This window comes from Deltaproteobacteria bacterium HGW-Deltaproteobacteria-6 (assembly GCA_002840435.1).
Classification (GTDB): domain Bacteria; phylum Desulfobacterota; class Syntrophia; order Syntrophales; family Smithellaceae; genus UBA8904.
The window spans coordinates 785,386-800,593 of sequence record PHAT01000005.1 but is presented as its reverse complement, the minus strand read 5'-3'; the positions used below and the strand labels follow the sequence as shown (position 1 = coordinate 800,593).

The following is a 15,208-nucleotide window of genomic DNA, read 5'->3' as shown; positions in this document are numbered from 1 at the left end:
AGATTGAACAATGGCATATCCTATTCGCACCGGTACGAAAGCGGACATCGATCTTCTCGTTTTGCTCATCCAGGATTCTTTTCTGGATGTAGCCGAACGATTCGGACTGACGCCGCAAAACAGCCCGACTCATCCTTCCAATTGCCGCCCCGAATGGCTGCTCCGCGAAATCAATCGCGGCGTTACATTTTATATTCTGGAAAACGACGGCCAGCCGGTCGGCTGTGCCGCTCTGGAAAAAATAAATGATGAGGTCTGTTATCTGGAGCGCCTTGCCGTACTGCCCAAGGAGCGTAGAAAAGGGTTTGGCGAAGCGCTGGTGAAGCATGTCCTGACCAATGCCCGGCTTCTTCATGCCCATCGCGTGCAAATTGGCATTATTGCCGAGCATCAGGAATTGCACGACTGGTACGAAAAGCTGGGGTTTGAAGATATGGAGAGCAAAAAATTCCCCCAGCTTGCTTTCCTGGTTACCTTTATGTCTTACTATTTTTTACCCGGACGAGGTAATGGATCCGCCCCATCCGGGTAAATCCGTTTACTTTGCTTTCATGACGCTTTGACTGAGTGCTTCGCGGTCTCCTCCGCTCATCCCGGCAATGTATTTCACCAGTTTCTTACGCGATGCAATATCGTATTGTGTTGTAATGGCAATCTGCTCCATGATGGGCGAACCACCGCCATGATACGCGCCGATATTACGGACACCGCCCGTGGCCGAGCATAGCTTGTCCCCCAGGTATCTCCAGAACTGGGCCTGATCCTCGGCCGACATTTTGGGACTGCGTTTGGTATATTTCAGAAGCTCGGGACCGGTTTCGGGATTGAGGAAATCCTTCTCATGCGGGAAGGTGGCCGTGACACCGCCGGATATGTCGCAGAGGATTTCCGATTCGCGCCAGACCGCTTCGCCGGAAAGGCACCGGCCGACGTTGCAATAAATGGAATGCGGAATGTATGAACCCGGGCCGTAGGGAACAAAGCCCCTGCCGGGCATGAAAACCTTCGGGCCGCCCAGATCGGATGCCGTGTAGCCCGCGGCATAGCCGAGTTCCGTCACCATAATGATCTCCGCCAGTTTTTCCCGCACGTGTTCAGCTTTCTGGATGTTATTCGCCTCCGCGGCAAGCGCCGCCATGCCCAGAATGATATCGCCGATGGCCGGTTTGCAGCCCGAGTAGGAATGGCGGTGAAACAAGGCGAAGAGCAATGCATTGATGCCGCCTTGCTGCCATTCGCCGGCCAGGAAAACCCGCTCCCAGGGAATGAAGCAGTTTTCAAAAATCATGTAAGAATCCGTTGAACCCTCCATAAATCCGCGCTGGAAATGTTCCCGTTCCCGCAGGGTATGGATGGTCAGCACCTGTTTCAAACCATCCCAGTCACCGGGAATGGCAAAAGCCACCGCATAGTTTTTATCTTCTGCCCGGAGCGCGCGGGTCGGCACAACCAAAACTTCGTCCGCCACGGAGGCTTCGGAGATATGGACTTTACAGCCTTCTACAACAATCCCGTCCTTCAGCCGCTCTTTGATGTAAACATAAGAACCGGGATTGGGCTGATCCGCCGGACGCAGCATCCGGTCGCCTTTGACATCAGTCTGCGCACAGCAGGCAATCAGATCTTCCTGCTGGAAACGGGTCAGCCATTTTTTGAAGTTTTCGTGATATTGCGTCGCGCCATTGTTCATTTTGTCCGCCTCATACGAGACATTATAGATCGCATTGGAGGCATCGATACCCATGCAGCGCTGAATACAGCCTCCGACCTTCTGGCAGAGCATGCGCGTCATATCCTGCTTGCGATGCAGGTCTTCCTTGTTTTGGTGGATATGGGTAAAACGGTTGATGCGTTCCCCCGTCAGATGCGAAACGGCCGTCATCAAATCCTGGTTTTCCGGTTTTTCCGCTTCGTCGTAGGTGGTGCCGATGGTGTTGAGACACCGCATCTGCAGTTCATCGGTGCGGTCGATCAACTGACCGTCATAATAAAGGTTGCGCTTCATTGTGGAAAGCCCGTTGATATAATCTTTTTTTGATCTCATGCTGCCGTCCTCCCTTTTTTATTGACGATTTTTTTCATGTTGACACTCCCCCTATTAACCCTATATAGGGTGTTTCGCGCAAATTAAAAATATCTTCTTTCCGGCTTGAGCATAGCATAATTATGGACATAATCCTCTACTTCATAGATTTTTTTATTCACCTGGACAAGTATCTGCCGTTAATCATCTCCAGTTTCGGCATATGGGCTTATGTGCTCGTGTTTCTTGTTATATTTTGCGAAACCGGCCTTGTGGTCACACCGGTTCTGCCGGGGGATTCCCTGCTTTTTGCCCTGGGCACGCTGGCTGCACTGGGGGCGCTGCAAATTGAAGCGCTGTTGATTCTGCTTTGCATTGCCGCCATCGCCGGAGACACCGTCAATTATGCGATCGGCAACTACATCGGGCCCAAGGTATTCCATTACGAAGACAGCCGGTTTTTCAAGAAAAAATATCTCATCAAAACGCATGAATTTTATGAAAGACACGGTGGAAAGACGATCATCATCGCCAGGTTCATGCCGTTTATCCGCACCTTTGCTCCTTTTGTGGCGGGTGTCGGAGCAATGACCTATCCGAAATTCATCTTATACAATGTCATCGGCGGAGTCGCCTGGGTTAACATCTTTCTGCTGGGCGGCTATTTTTTCGGAAACATCCCGGCCGTTAAAAGAAATTTTACAATTGTGATTGTGGCCATCATTATTATTTCCGTCATGCCGGGTTTTATCGCATACCTCCGGCATAAATTCATGGCGCGGAACAAGGCGTCGAAGGTTGACCCATGAGATTGAAATTAACCGCCATCATGGCCATCACACTGACCCTTTTTCTATCGCCGCCCGCGGAAGCCAATAATATTTTCAAAGCCGGCCGCGATATCACGATAACAGAGGAACAAACGGTGGACAATGTTGTCTCTGTTGGCGGGCAGATCACGGTAAACGGGCTGGTTGAGCAAACGGTTCTGGCTGTTGCCGGCTCTGTGGTTTTGACCAATAAAGCCGTTGTCCGGGGCAATGTGATCGTTATCGGCGGTGTCGTGGCCCGGGGCAGCGGCTCCATGGTTTTCGGCGATATTACGGAAATAAATTCATCCACACTGTCCTCATCCATCGCCTCGGCCCTGAGGGGTGAATCGGAGGGCTGGGCGTTAATTTTAAGCGTCATTTCCCTGTGTTTTTTCGCCATTATCCTGATTATCGCCCTGATGATGACCCTGCTGATCCCGAGGTCTCTGGCCGTCATTGGCAATGCGATTCAGACCAACATGTTAAAATCCTTCCTGTGGGGTTTTCTGGTAACCCTGATGATCGTGCCCTTCTTCATGCTGCTGGCCATATCCATCATCGGCATCTTTTTAATACCGCTGGCGTTTACCGCTCTGCTGTTGGCGGCCATTATCGGGTTCATCGCGTTTGGTTCACTCCTGGGTAATTTTGTCATCACAAAGATTTTCCCCGGTTATAAGAAATCACTGATTAAAGAAACGCTGGTGGGCTTGAGCTTGCTGTGGCTTCTGGGCTGGATACCCTTCTATATCGGAATGGTGATAAAAGTTTTAGCCATTACCTTCGGACTGGGTGGCGTCTTACTGGCGCTGTCCCGCAGAAAAGCCCGGCAGTAGAAATTCCATCACCACATTGTTGAACGATTCCGGATCCTGAATGTGCAGGGCATGGCCGCATCCTTCAAACGGGACAACTCTCGCATCAGGCATCTGCTTTTGCATGTAGTCGCAATTTTCAGGCGGATAATAATTACTTTCCGTTCCATAAGTCAAAAGGCAAGGCGCGGTGATCTTCTTTAAAAGCGGCCGGTAATCCTGCATGGCCATGGCAATCCAAAAAGCCGCGATCACGGTGGCTTTGTTCTTTTTCGCTTCCTCGTAAAGCCAGGGAAGATCCTCTTTTCCTTTGAAAACGGCGACGGCATTGAATTCCATTTTTTCATTGTACAATGACTTGTTTAAAATCCGCTGGGCGACCACTTTGCTGTAAGCCTCCCAGTCATTGAGCATTGCGGATAGAAGATAAAGATTATCCTCATGGCCGAAGTCCCCCGGCTTGCGGCTGAAAACACCGGTCAGACCGTAATGCCAGTCGTCGGACGCAAGCAGCTTGGGCGTCATATCGATAATGACGATTTTATCAATTGCCGCACAGGAATAGTTTTTAATATATTCGAAAATAACATGAGCGCCCATGGACCAGCCGATTAAGGACACCTGAGATATATTAAGCAGGGCCAGCAACTGTTTCAAATCTTCGGCCAGGCGTGAAAGCGTCAGATGGTCGCTGCGGGTTTCCGATTCCCCGTGGCCGCGCAAGTCGGGCGCAATAACCTGAAAGTGTTTAGCCAGTTCAGGAATCTGTTTCCGGAAAAAAAGGGAACTGGCCGTAAGGCCATGAATCAGCACAACCGGTTTTCCGGCGCCGTGAATTTGATAATGCAGACGGACGCCGTCATCCGTTGTAAAAAAAGGCATCGCATAACCTCACTTATCGCCTTCGGCCTCGCGCCCCCTGTCAAGGCGATCAGCCTTCAGTCTAGAGCCATTCTTCAGAAAGCACGTCGCCCTGGATGCTGACGACAACCGCTTTCAACGGCACTTTTCTTGTCGCCTTTTGCAGGGCGGCCTGGGCAATCTGCATCAGCCCCCGGCAGCAGGGCACCTGCATAATAACCACCGTCAGTGTATTGATTTTGGCCTCATCCGCCATCCGGCGGATTTTTTCAATATACTCATCCTGCCCCTCATCAAGCTTGGGACAGGCGATGGCCAGCGTCTTGCCTTTCAGAAAACGGGAATGAAAATCACCCGCGGCAAAAGCCACGCAGTCCGCGGCCAGCACCACATCTTTACCGCGAAAAAAATCGGCCGCAGGATTGACCAGATGCAGTTGAATCGGCCAGTGGGTCAGTTCGGATGGTTGATCGCCTGGCTGCGCCTGGCCGGAAGCGGCCGGCGCCTTTCGTTCAAATACGGCGTGAGCCGAACCGGGGCAGCCGCCTGCGGGAATCATGACATTAAGATTTTTGGAAGGTGATTGACCATGATGCGGCAAAACGCCATCGCGTTTTTTGCCGGCAATGGTTTCGGCAACCAGTTTTTCATCAAAAGGATCGGCTTCACGCTCTTCGAGAGTCAAAGCGCCTTCGGGGCATTCACCGAGACAGGCCCCCAGCCCGTCGCAAAAAACATCGTTCACCAGACGGGCTTTGCCGTCGATGATTTTTATCGCCTCTTCATGACAGCCCGGCACACACAAACCGCAGCCGGTGCACTTTTCTTCATCGATTCTGATGATTTTACGCTTCATGCCAGTCCTCCCGCTTTTCAGTATAAGGCCGCCCCTATGGACACGACCTGGCCTCATCCCATTTTTTTCATCGCGTCCACCAGTTCCTGCACGGCGGCCGCGGACTTGTCCAGCGCTTTTTTCTCCTCCGCTGTCAGCTGGAGTGAAATAATCTGTTCGACGCCATGTTTGCCCAGTTTGACCGGCACGCCGACAAACAGGCCGGAAATGCCGTATTCACCTTCCAGATAAGCCGCACAGGGAAGAATTTTCTTTTTGTCTTTCAAAATGGATTCCGCCATCTCGACCGCCGCCGAAGCCGGCGCGTAGTAAGCGCTGCCTGTTTTCAAAAGCCCGACGATTTCCGCGCCGCCGTTGCGTGTCCGCAAGGCCAGATTTTCAATCCGTTCGGGCGTCATCAGCTCCGTAATCGGGATCCCCGCCACCGTGGAAAAACGCGGCAGCGGAACCATCGTATCACCGTGACCGCCCAGCACCAGCGAGTGAATATTCTCCACGGAAACATCCAGCTCCATCGCAATAAACGTGCGAAACCTTGCGGAATCCAAAACACCGGCCATGCCGACGACACGTTCCTTCGGGAAGCCGCTTTCCTCCATCGCCACATGACACATGGCGTCAAGGGGATTGCTGACAATAATTAAAATGGCATCCGGTGAATATCTGGCAACCTGCCCCGCCACATTTTTCATAATGCCCCGGTTGGTCGCCAGAAGGTCATCGCGGCTCATGCCCGGCTTGCGGGGAATGCCCGCCGTGATAATGACGATGTCGGAATCGGCCGAAGCCTCATAGGTGTTTGCGCCGGTCACATGGGCATCATGCTTCTCTATCGGCGCCGCCTCGGCTAAATCCAGGGATTTGCCCTGCGGCATGCCCTCCAGGATATCAATCAAAACGACATCGGCCAGTTCTTTTTCCGACAGCCTCTGCGCCGCCGTTGCCCCGACATTACCTGCACCCACTACTGTAACTTTCTGGTTCATGGCACCCATTCCCTCAATATTTATTATTTAATTGCAACAGAGGTTTTTAATATAATAAAACACAAGATAAATCAACCGCATGAAACTTTGCGTTCCCGCAGACATTCCATTTCCCGTGGAATCACTTGATCACCATCGGGAGGCCGGCGACCATCAGAATAACACGGCTTGCGGCACGCGCCAGGGCTTGATTGGCAAAGCCCAGCGCGTCGCGATAGACGCGTCCCAATGGATAAGGCGGGACAAGACCCAGACCGACTTCATTCGAAACGAGCATCCACTGCCCTCCGGATCTTGCCTGCAGAGCGATCAGGTCTTCGATTTCAATCTGTACATGATGCATGATGGTTTCCTCCTGTGTGTTTTCCGGCAGCGAACAGAGGATGTTGCTGACCAGCAGCGTGATGCAATCGACTATCACAACAGGGGCAATGAACCGTTCGATATTACGCCCGATGTCACGCGGAAGTTCGAGTGTTTGCCACCCGGCCGGCCGTGAGGCCTGATGCTTGCGGATGCGCACGGTCATTTCATCATCGCCCGCCGTGGCCGTAGCAATAAAAAGGACGGCCTTTTCCGCGTCACGGGCAATTTTTTCGACAAAGGAACTTTTTCCACTGCGGGCGCCGCCCAAAATGAGTATCAGGCCATTTTCGGGAATTTCGGGAATCATCATTGTTTACCTTTCATCATGGCTTCGACAGCCGCCAGCGAAGTTATAAAATCATTCTCGGAGAATACCTCTATCGTCAATACGCCGCGATAATCGAAACGGACAAGTTCATCCAGCACCGCCCGCAGCGATTCCGCAGGCACTTGCGCCAGAGATTTGTGATCGGATCCATCGATGCCGTGGATGTGAATGACGCGTGTCCGCGGCAGGGCCTCGCGTAAATATACGACTGGATCATAACCATCGAGCCAGAGATGACCCACATCCACCGTGCGGCTGACGGCAATCCGCTGCAGCACCGGCTGGTAGAAATCCGGCGGGTAGCCTTCCAGGTTTTCGACGGCCAGTTTTTGCAAGCCCCCTGCCCATTCTCCGACAATTGCAAGCGATTGGGCGGCCTGCTGCTGCCAGCGAAACCTGCGCTCAGGTGCTGCGCTGTGACGCACGGATCGGCCATCCAGGTGCAAAACGTAAGCCCAGGGATCAAGTTCTCGCGTGCAGTCGATGACGCGGCGGGCTTTTTCGATCGAGGCGTGGCGCGGAGAACCGTCGTCGGCCAGACGCAAATCCAGCGGCAGGTGGACGGTATAAGTCAGATCATGGTCGCGGGCAATGCTTTTGAGTTCGGCAATCTGCTCTCTTGCCGGAAGATTATTCGGACCGTCGTCTACTTCAAAAAGCACCAGCTCGACATCCCGCACTTTCCCGGCCAGATAGCGAACATTGGGCAGGATATCGGCCGGAATGATGTAGGACGTTGTGCCCAGGCGGAAAGGATAGGAATTCATTTCACACCAAAAGTAAAGCTCAGCAAAACACCGGTTTCGGTTACTTCAACCAGCATGCCGAACACATCCCCGGTCACACCGTGAATACGCTGACAGGCCAGCCCAAGAACTGCCGCTGCAGCAATAAGGGCGGCAAACACTGCCCATAAACCCTCCATCCCCAGCAGAAGGGCAAGCCCCAGCGGTAAAATCGCCGTGATGAAAATGGCGCTCTGCCTGAAGCCTGCGGCAAAATCAGCGCCCATGCCACCGGGGTTGGCAAGCGGCAGTAACGAGGCGGGCAGGATCAACCAGCGGCTGATGGTTGCCGCGAGGATGATGCCGAAGCCCGCAGAAGGCGCAAGCAAACTCAGCGCCGTAACTTTAGCGAACAACAAAAGCAGCAAGCCGATGCCGCCGAAAGTGCCCAGATGCGGGTCTTTCATGATTTCCAGCCGTCTTAGAGACGTGTTCGACGACAGCAAGCCGTCACAGCAATCCGCCAATCCATCGAGATGCAGTCCTCCCGTCAGACTGACCCACGTAACTACCGTCAGCACGCCAGCTACCAGCGGCGGGAAATACAGGTTCAACGCGATCCAGCAAAGCCAGGTCAACCCGCCGACCACAACGCCCACCAGCGGATACCAGATCCCGGCGCGGCCGCTGTCGCCGGGCAACCAGCTTTCCGGCATGCCGAAAGGCAGCGTGGTCAATAATCCAAAAGCAGTGCGCAGATTACGCATAACATCCTCTATTCTGGAACCGTGAACCTTCAGCCTTTGTCACTCACACCGGCTTCGGCAAACGTCGCCATTTCCGTAAGGAGGCGGGACGCTGCCTCAATCAAATGAAAAGCAAGCACAGCGCCGGTTCCTTCCCCCAGACGCAGGTTCAGATCAAGAAGCGGGGTCAGGCCGAGATGCTTGTGCATGGCCTTGTGGCCGATTTCCACCGACTGGTGCGAGCCGAACAGGTAATGGCGTGCATCCGGAACCAGACCGGCGGCGATCATGGCGGCGGCAGTCGAGATGAATCCATCCACCACAACCGGAATGCGGCGTGATGCCGAGGCAATCATCACGCCGGCAAGCCCCGCGATTTCCAGCCCGCCGACTTTGCAAAGCACATCAAGGGCATCAGCAGGATCCGGCCGGTTTACCGCAATGGCCTGTTCAATCATCTTCACCTTATGCGTAAGACCCGCATCGTCAAGCCCGGTGCCGCGCCCGGTGACTTTGGCAACCGGCAATCCGGTCATAACGGCGACAATGGCCGATGACGGCGTCGTGTTGCCGATTCCCATATCGCCTGTGGCAATCAGGTCGATCCCTTGTTCCGCAACCGAGGCAAGCACGTCCATGCCGCAGGCCAGTGCCCGCTGTGCTTCGGCGCGGGTCATGGCCGGCCCCTTGGCCATATTGCGCGTCCCGTGAGCTACTTTACAGTTCAACAATCCGGGCAGGGACGGATCAAAGTCGGAAGCGACGCCGATATCGACAATGGTCATGGAAGCCCCCGCCTGACGCGCCAGCACGTTGACGGCGGCGCCGCCCCGCAGAAAATTCAGGACCATTTGTCTGGTGACTTCAACAGGGAAGGCACTGACGCCTTCCATCGCAATACCATGGTCGGCAGCCATCACAATCACCGCTTTGCGGGAAACCTGCGGAATCGGATCGGCCTTCATCCCGGCCAGTTGGATGGATATTTCTTCCAGCCGGCCGAGGCTTCCGGGAGGTTTGGTCAGGCTGTTTTGCCGCATGCGGGCCTCCTGTGCGGCGGTCAGATCAATCGGGGGAATTGCCGGATATTTCATGGTGTTCAACCTTTCTGTATTACAGCTCCGTGGCCAGTGCCAAAGGCATGCAATGATTATCGCGAATATTTTATTTCCGGATGGAACATTAACGCCATGCTTTCGACGGCGTCAACAATCCGAGGGGATGCCCTGTTAATCAGGTTGGCATCTATCGGATAAATTTTATTGTTTTTGACGGCCGGAACTTCTCCGAATTTATGCCAGAATTTTTTCACCACCGCAAATTTATTATCATGAATAACCATCGGGGCAAAAACAATGATGTCCGGTGATGCACCGATGATGCCCTCCGCACTGTAGCGGGGATAGTTAGCCATATCCCGGCCCGCGACATTAACACCGCCGGCCCTCTCTATGACCTCATTGATTAATGTGCCGCGGCCCGCTGTCACAATGGGTTCCCAGCCAAGCTGAAAAAAAACCCGCGGCTTTCTTTTGTGTCTTGTCTGGCGGGTGATATGGTTTAATCTCCATTGAAGTTTTTCAACCAGAATGGCCGCGGCCTTTTCCTGACCGGTTATTTCACCGATATGTAAAATGCTTTGCAGAACACCATGGGTATCCTGGGGGTTTGTAACATAGACGGTTAAACCAAGCTTCTCCAGTTGCTGCACCGTATCTTTCCGGTTGCCGTCGGCGGTAGCCAGAATCAAATCGGGCTTCAGAGAGACAATTTTTTCTATGGAGGGATTGGTGAATCCTCCTATCTTCGTTTTATTTCGCGCTGCCGCCGGCCAGTCGCAAAAAGTGGTTACACCCGCGATTTTAGCGTCAAGGCCTAGCGCGTAAAGGGTTTCCGTAATGCCGGGGGCCAGGGAAACAATCCGCTGCGGTTTATCCGAAACAGTGACGCGACGGCCTGTTTCATCGGTAACGGTGCGGGCCGGGGATGCGCCGACGAAAAAAAACACCAGAAAGACGGTTAAAAAAATTATCAGGGAGCCATGAACAACCGGCAATTGTTTGCGCCTGTTACCCGTCATGATGAGGTGATTAAAATTCATAAGTCAAGCCGCCGAAAACAGACCGGCCGGCCCCCGGATAAGCGCTCATGGCGGTGACAAACGTCTTTTGATCAGTGAAGGATTGCAGATGCGTATCGTACTGTTGATCAAACAGATTTTTGCCGGCCAGTGACAGCACCCAGTGCTGAAAAAAACGCTGTTCGATCTTTAAATCCGCCGTCCAATAGGAACTGAGCATATAAATGACTGTTTTTGTGTCGGGATAGGCGGTGGTCTCTGTATTGTATACGAACTGCTCGCCTACATAGCGCATGGTTCCCGTTGCCGTCAGTCCGAATTTGTTTTTGTAGATGAGGTCGCTCTTGAACCGGTGCTCAGGCGTCATGGTCGCCCGCCTTCTGACCATCCGATACTGGAAATCCGGCGGAAAGAAAGGCGGCCATCCGTAATCCTGTTTGGTATATTCGCGATTTTCCTCTTCTGCACGGGTGTAAGTATAACCCAGGGCCAGCGACAGATCATGGAAGGGGCCTACTTTGATTCCTGCCTCAATGCCGTCCGCCTTGTAGCCGGCCAGGTTGACGGGGCTCCACACCCCCTGGGAATCCGGTTCCCATTGGATTTTATTATCCACGTTCCAGTGAAAATAAGACAGCGTCATGAATAACTTGTCCTTTAACAAGGATTGTTCAAGCGTCACATCGGTATGCCAGCCGGTTTCGGGCTTAAGATCGGCGTTTCCCTTGGTATAAGGATCGGCCGGCCAATAAAGATCGTTGAGCGTAGGCGCCAGAAAGTGTTTTCCGTGGCTGACCTTCAATGCGGTTGTTGCAAAGGGATTGATCACCACGCCAAAGAGGGGCAGGTTTTCCCGTCCGAATGCGGAGTGGTTTTCATGCCGGATGCCGGCTAAAATCTTTCCGTACTCGAATGGCCTGTATTCAGCTTCCGTAAAGACGCCCTTGGTAAACACATGTGCTTTCGGCGAAGACTCGGTGCCTGTTCTGGTGCCGGATGCATTCAAGCCATAACTGTGATTCTTCCAGTTAAAGTCCTTGTATTCACCGCCCAGCAATATCTTGGCTCCCTCAAAAGGATAAATATCCACATGCCCGTCTGTTCCCGATACATTATTTTTGACCCAGTTTTCCGCGCCCGTGCCGTCGAATGCATAACGCGCATAGTTGTAATTCTCCATGTTCGTATAATAGCCTTTGAAATCATAACCGAACCATTTTACCGGCCTGCCCTTGACATTCAGGACGATATGCCCGTCTTTATCACCGCTGTGATCCAGCAGAGCTGACGTTTCGCTATTATAAAATTTTTCGCTGCCGATATAATAATCTGTCGTGCCGGCAGGCGGTTTAACACCCGGCGCACCGTAATCTCTATCGATATAATCACCATAGAGGCTTATATTGATGGTGTCTCCCTTGTCCAGCAGCAATTTTGCGGATACGTCATTTTGCCTGAGATAGCTGTTATCCCGAAAGCCGCCGGTCTCAGTTCTGCCGGCCGTCAGATAATATCCAACATCGCCGGCGACGAACATTCCATTTTCCGCAGCGACGCGATAGGTATTTTGTGAACCGTAACCGGCGCCAACCTTTAGATCCATTTTTTCCCTGCGGGGACTTTTAGTGAGGATAGTGACGGTTCCGGCCATTGCCCCCGATCCATAGAGCAATGAACCGGCGCCTTTGACTATTTCAATCCGCTCAATGTTATCCATGGGAATCTTTCCGACATCCGCAATACCTAACGCCGGAGAACCGACGTTGACGCCATTGACCAGCACTTGAGTGGCATTGCCCCTCATTCCACGGATATGGAGTTCCTGTGAGGCCCCGCCGTAATTGCCGTAGGTCTGCCAGTCGATACCCGGCTCATTCGCCAGTAATTCTCCGATACTTGTTGCGCCGGATATCTGAATATCCTTTTTATTTTTGATGATAACAGCGTTGGGGATGTCTTTTCGCTTCTCCGGGATTTTCGTGGCGGTGACAACGACCTCTTCCATCCGTATCGCCTCGTCCGGAGAACCGCCCTCCGGCGCCGCAAACGCAAAACGGTCTGAAAAGATGATCGTTAAAAGGAATAACAAAAGAACGACGACTGAGTTTGGGGCTCTCTTCATGGAGCTTCTCCTTTCCCCCTCGGGATCAAAGTAAGTTGGACTGTCCATGAAGTCTCCTGGCTTGCGGCGACCTACTTTCCACGCCTTCCCGACGCGATGCGTCAGTGGCCTCTTGTGGATTTCGTTCCGCTTACAGTTGCGGGGCAGCGCCGGAATTTAACCGGCTTCCTTTTATTGGACAATCTTAATCAGGTGAACAATGTTACGCGTGGCAAACCGTTATGTGGATTTTGATCGATTCCCACATCGACATCGTAAACCTCTTTTATGTTTTGCGCGGTCAAAACGTCCGCGGGAGTCCCTATAGCATATTTTTTTCCGTTGTAAAGTAAAAGAATCCGGTCGGCGTTTTGAGCGGCCATATTGACGTCATGGGTCACAAAAATAACCGTCAGATGCCTGTCGCGATTGAGTTCGCGGAGCAGGGACAGAAACTGCGCCTGATGTTTCATATCCAGAAAAACGGTGCTTTCATCCAGCAGCAGGATTTCAGGTTCCTGAGCCAGCGCGCGGGCAATCAGGATGCGCTGCCTTTCACCGGCGGAAAGTTCATGGAAACGGCGATGGGCAAACGAAAGAGAATCCGTCCTGGCCATCGCCTCGTGAACAATCCGGTAATCTTTTTTGTCTTCAAACGCCAGAGAACGTAAATAGGGAAAGCGCCCCATCAGAACAATCTCTTCCGCAAAAAACGGGAAAATCGCCTGCGCTTCCTGCGGGACAATCGCCACGGTCCGCGCCATCTCCTGACGCGAGAAGCGGCGCGTGTCTTTGCCTCCGATAAGCATTTGTCCGGCGCTCGGAAAGATCGTGGTGTTGAGAATTTTCAGCAGCGTGGTTTTACCGGAACCGTTGGGCCCGATCACCGCGACCAGACGCGCCTCGTCAAGGGTAAACGATACATCGTCCAAAACGGGTTTATCTGTGTAACGAAAAGAAACATTCTGCGCGCATATGATGGACATTATCCGCGGCCCTTCCTTCTCATCAGAAAAATAAAATAAGGCGCCCCGCAAAGCGCGGTGATCACGCCGACCGGCAATTCCGCAGGCGCCAGAAGAATCCGCGCGACCGTATCGGCCACCACCAGAAAGGAAGCGCCGAAAAGCGCCGCCGCAGGCAAAAGCAGCCGATGATCGGAACCGAAAACAAGGCGCATCATGTGCGGTACCATGATGCCGACAAAACCGATGATGCCCGCCAGCGACACGGCTACTGCCGTAATCAGCGACGTAACGATCAGCAATATATATTTCGTGCCTTGCACATTGACACCCAGCTGCAAAGCGGTTTCCTCACCCTGCACCATTAAATTGAGTTTACGCGCCTGTGCGTAAAGCAGGACAAACCCGGCAAAAAGGCATAAGGCGGACACGGCAATTTCCTTCGATGCCGCGCTGGAGAGATCCCCCATCAGCCAGAAGCTGATGCTGTGCAGTTCCATGCTGTTCACAATAGACAGGGCAAAAAGAATCGCTGCGGAAAAAAAAGCGTTGACCACGACGCCGGCCAGAAGCAAGGAGTTATCGAGGAGCAGTCCTCTCGATCCCCCGGCCACGATAAATACCAGAAATACGGTGGTGAGCGCACCGCAAAAAGCCAGAAACGGCACACCCAGATAAAAGGAGCCGGCGCCCAGCACAATGCCGATAATCGCCCCCAGCGCCGAGCCGCCGGAGATGCCCAGCACGTAAGGATCGGCCAGCGGATTGCGTAACAGCGCCTGAAAGACTACGCCGCCCAGCGACAAAGACGCGCCCACAATCCCGGCGAAGATTATCCGCGGCAGGCGCACGGAGAATAAAATCAGTTCGTTTTCGGATGGCACGGACGCATTACCGGAAAGCACGGCCGCAATCGATTCGACTACATCGGCGGGCGCGATGTGGATCGCGCCGAGACAAAGCGCGGCAAGGCAAAGCAGCACAAACAATAAAAGCAACAGCGCGCTGACTCCCAGCACGCGTGATAACGTCACCCGGCGGTAAATAAGGCATATCCTCCCTGTTTCATTGGATCGTATCCGGATTTCCGATACGCGAAGCAGCGCATTTAAGCAAGTAATATTTTAAGTCATATGGAGACAAGATATTGAATATAAAGACATATTACATAATGGACAACCGTTCTGATGCCAGCATGGCAATACTTATCTTTTATGTTTGATCGTCATGTTACGCAGCATCTCCCAGGCTTTATCCACTTTTGCCGCCTCTTCGTCATCCGCCGTGCTGCCGGTGTTTCCGCCGGTTGAATGAATAATGACCGTATTGCCATCCTTGTCCTTGACCTCTTTCACACCCATTGTTGCGTAGGGATCTTTTTCCCTTGCCTGCTGTTCGATCATCCTTTGTATCGTGGCTTCGCTGACCCCTTCCTTCTTCAGTTCAATCACCTGTTCGGGTGTCAGGGCTGATGCCGGGAAAGGCCACAGCAAAACGGTAAGGAAGCCTGCCAGTAATAAAATTGATTTTCTCATGGGGTATCC

The 15,208-nt window shown here is 52.9% G+C and carries 16 protein-coding genes and 1 riboswitch; of the genes, 3 read left to right on the top strand and 13 right to left on the bottom strand.

The annotated features are described in order from the left end of the window. The first annotated feature begins 10 nt into the window (after window positions 1-10). Window positions 11-532: a GNAT family N-acetyltransferase gene (locus CVU71_13910; protein ID PKN18571.1), complete on the top strand. Its 522-nt coding sequence runs from the start codon at window positions 11-13 to the stop codon at window positions 530-532. 6 nt (window positions 533-538) lie between these two features. Here the strand turns inward: CVU71_13910 and CVU71_13905 are convergent, their stop codons facing one another. Continuing rightward, window positions 539-2,044 carry an aromatic ring hydroxylase gene (locus tag CVU71_13905; protein ID PKN18570.1) on the bottom strand — a complete coding sequence of 502 codons (1,506 nt, stop codon included), beginning with the start codon at window positions 2,042-2,044 and terminating at the stop codon, window positions 539-541. A 122-nt stretch (window positions 2,045-2,166) separates the two neighbouring features. Here CVU71_13905 and CVU71_13900 point away from each other — a divergent pair, with 122 nt between their 5' ends. Both CVU71_13900 and CVU71_13895 read left to right on the top strand, forming a co-directional pair. After that, a complete protein-coding gene (locus CVU71_13900) occupies window positions 2,167-2,832 on the top strand; it encodes a hypothetical protein (protein PKN18569.1) in 666 nt (221 codons plus the stop codon). Beyond that, a complete protein-coding gene (locus tag CVU71_13895) occupies window positions 2,829-3,671 on the top strand; it encodes a hypothetical protein (GenBank protein ID PKN18568.1) in 843 nt (280 codons plus the stop codon). The genes CVU71_13900 and CVU71_13895 overlap by 4 nt, the downstream gene beginning before the upstream one ends. Here CVU71_13895 and CVU71_13890 read toward each other — a convergent pair. From CVU71_13890 to CVU71_13835, 12 genes are all read right to left on the bottom strand, one after another. Next, on the bottom strand, window positions 3,636-4,532 hold the full coding sequence (locus CVU71_13890) for a hypothetical protein (GenBank protein ID PKN18567.1): 897 nt from the start codon (window positions 4,530-4,532) through the stop codon (window positions 3,636-3,638). The two genes, CVU71_13895 and CVU71_13890, sit on opposite strands and share 36 nt — an antisense overlap. A gap of 61 nt (window positions 4,533-4,593) precedes the next feature. Continuing rightward, entirely contained in the window at window positions 4,594-5,367 is a 774-nt protein-coding gene (locus CVU71_13885; protein PKN18566.1) for a 4Fe-4S ferredoxin, read from the bottom strand. A gap of 53 nt (window positions 5,368-5,420) precedes the next feature. Next, window positions 5,421-6,353, bottom strand: a complete 933-nt coding sequence (mdh, locus tag CVU71_13880) for a malate dehydrogenase (protein ID PKN18565.1) — start codon at window positions 6,351-6,353, stop codon at window positions 5,421-5,423. A 121-nt stretch (window positions 6,354-6,474) separates the two neighbouring features. Further along, entirely contained in the window at window positions 6,475-7,026 is a 552-nt protein-coding gene (locus CVU71_13875) for a bifunctional adenosylcobinamide kinase/adenosylcobinamide-phosphate guanylyltransferase (protein PKN18564.1), read from the bottom strand. Continuing rightward, the gene (locus tag CVU71_13870) at window positions 7,026-7,814 is read right to left on the bottom strand and encodes a xylose isomerase (protein PKN18563.1); all 789 of its coding nucleotides are present in this window, start codon (window positions 7,812-7,814) and stop codon (window positions 7,026-7,028) included. The genes CVU71_13875 and CVU71_13870 overlap by 1 nt, the downstream gene beginning before the upstream one ends. After that, window positions 7,811-8,539, bottom strand: a complete 729-nt coding sequence (gene cobS, locus CVU71_13865) for an adenosylcobinamide-GDP ribazoletransferase (GenBank protein ID PKN18562.1) — start codon at window positions 8,537-8,539, stop codon at window positions 7,811-7,813. The genes CVU71_13870 and cobS overlap by 4 nt, the downstream gene beginning before the upstream one ends. A gap of 29 nt (window positions 8,540-8,568) precedes the next feature. Next, window positions 8,569-9,612 (bottom strand): nicotinate-nucleotide--dimethylbenzimidazole phosphoribosyltransferase, encoded by a 1,044-nt coding sequence (cobT, locus tag CVU71_13860; protein PKN18561.1) that lies wholly within the window; start codon window positions 9,610-9,612, stop codon window positions 8,569-8,571. Between the two features lie 56 nt (window positions 9,613-9,668). Further along, entirely contained in the window at window positions 9,669-10,619 is a 951-nt protein-coding gene (locus CVU71_13855) for a cobalamin-binding protein (protein ID PKN18560.1), read from the bottom strand. Then, window positions 10,609-12,720 carry a hypothetical protein gene (locus CVU71_13850; GenBank protein ID PKN18559.1) on the bottom strand — a complete coding sequence of 704 codons (2,112 nt, stop codon included), beginning with the start codon at window positions 12,718-12,720 and terminating at the stop codon, window positions 10,609-10,611. The genes CVU71_13855 and CVU71_13850 overlap by 11 nt, the downstream gene beginning before the upstream one ends. 29 nt (window positions 12,721-12,749) lie before the next feature. Continuing rightward, window positions 12,750-12,923: riboswitch (cobalamin riboswitch) on the bottom strand. Continuing rightward, window positions 12,909-13,685: a hypothetical protein gene (locus CVU71_13845; GenBank protein PKN18558.1), complete on the bottom strand. Its 777-nt coding sequence runs from the start codon at window positions 13,683-13,685 to the stop codon at window positions 12,909-12,911. Its footprint overlaps the riboswitch before it by 15 nt. After that, entirely contained in the window at window positions 13,685-14,710 is a 1,026-nt protein-coding gene (locus tag CVU71_13840) for an iron ABC transporter permease (GenBank protein ID PKN18557.1), read from the bottom strand. The genes CVU71_13845 and CVU71_13840 overlap by 1 nt, the downstream gene beginning before the upstream one ends. Window positions 14,711-14,869: 159 nt before the next feature. Further along, on the bottom strand, window positions 14,870-15,199 hold the full coding sequence (locus tag CVU71_13835; protein PKN18556.1) for a hypothetical protein: 330 nt from the start codon (window positions 15,197-15,199) through the stop codon (window positions 14,870-14,872). Between the last annotated feature and the right edge of the window lie 9 nt (window positions 15,200-15,208).

Excerpts from the sequence above, each read along its gene's own strand:
- CVU71_13910 (PKN18571.1), top strand. The coding sequence starts at position 11 with ATGGCATATCCTATTCGCACCGGTACGAAAGCGGACATCGATCTTCTC.
- CVU71_13905 (PKN18570.1), bottom strand. The coding sequence starts at position 2,044 with ATGAGATCAAAAAAAGATTATATCAACGGGCTTTCCACAATGAAGCGC.
- CVU71_13900 (PKN18569.1), top strand. The coding sequence starts at position 2,167 with ATGGACATAATCCTCTACTTCATAGATTTTTTTATTCACCTGGACAAG.
- CVU71_13895 (PKN18568.1), top strand. The coding sequence starts at position 2,829 with ATGAGATTGAAATTAACCGCCATCATGGCCATCACACTGACCCTTTTT.
- CVU71_13890 (PKN18567.1), bottom strand. The coding sequence starts at position 4,532 with ATGCCTTTTTTTACAACGGATGACGGCGTCCGTCTGCATTATCAAATT.
- CVU71_13885 (PKN18566.1), bottom strand. The coding sequence starts at position 5,367 with ATGAAGCGTAAAATCATCAGAATCGATGAAGAAAAGTGCACCGGCTGC.
- mdh (PKN18565.1), bottom strand. The coding sequence starts at position 6,353 with ATGAACCAGAAAGTTACAGTAGTGGGTGCAGGTAATGTCGGGGCAACG.
- CVU71_13875 (PKN18564.1), bottom strand. The coding sequence starts at position 7,026 with ATGATTCCCGAAATTCCCGAAAATGGCCTGATACTCATTTTGGGCGGC.
- CVU71_13870 (PKN18563.1), bottom strand. The coding sequence starts at position 7,814 with ATGAATTCCTATCCTTTCCGCCTGGGCACAACGTCCTACATCATTCCG.
- cobS (PKN18562.1), bottom strand. The coding sequence starts at position 8,539 with ATGCGTAATCTGCGCACTGCTTTTGGATTATTGACCACGCTGCCTTTC.
- cobT (PKN18561.1), bottom strand. The coding sequence starts at position 9,612 with ATGAAATATCCGGCAATTCCCCCGATTGATCTGACCGCCGCACAGGAG.
- CVU71_13855 (PKN18560.1), bottom strand. The coding sequence starts at position 10,619 with ATGAATTTTAATCACCTCATCATGACGGGTAACAGGCGCAAACAATTG.
- CVU71_13850 (PKN18559.1), bottom strand. The coding sequence starts at position 12,720 with ATGAAGAGAGCCCCAAACTCAGTCGTCGTTCTTTTGTTATTCCTTTTA.
- CVU71_13845 (PKN18558.1), bottom strand. The coding sequence starts at position 13,685 with ATGTCCATCATATGCGCGCAGAATGTTTCTTTTCGTTACACAGATAAA.
- CVU71_13835 (PKN18556.1), bottom strand. The coding sequence starts at position 15,199 with ATGAGAAAATCAATTTTATTACTGGCAGGCTTCCTTACCGTTTTGCTG.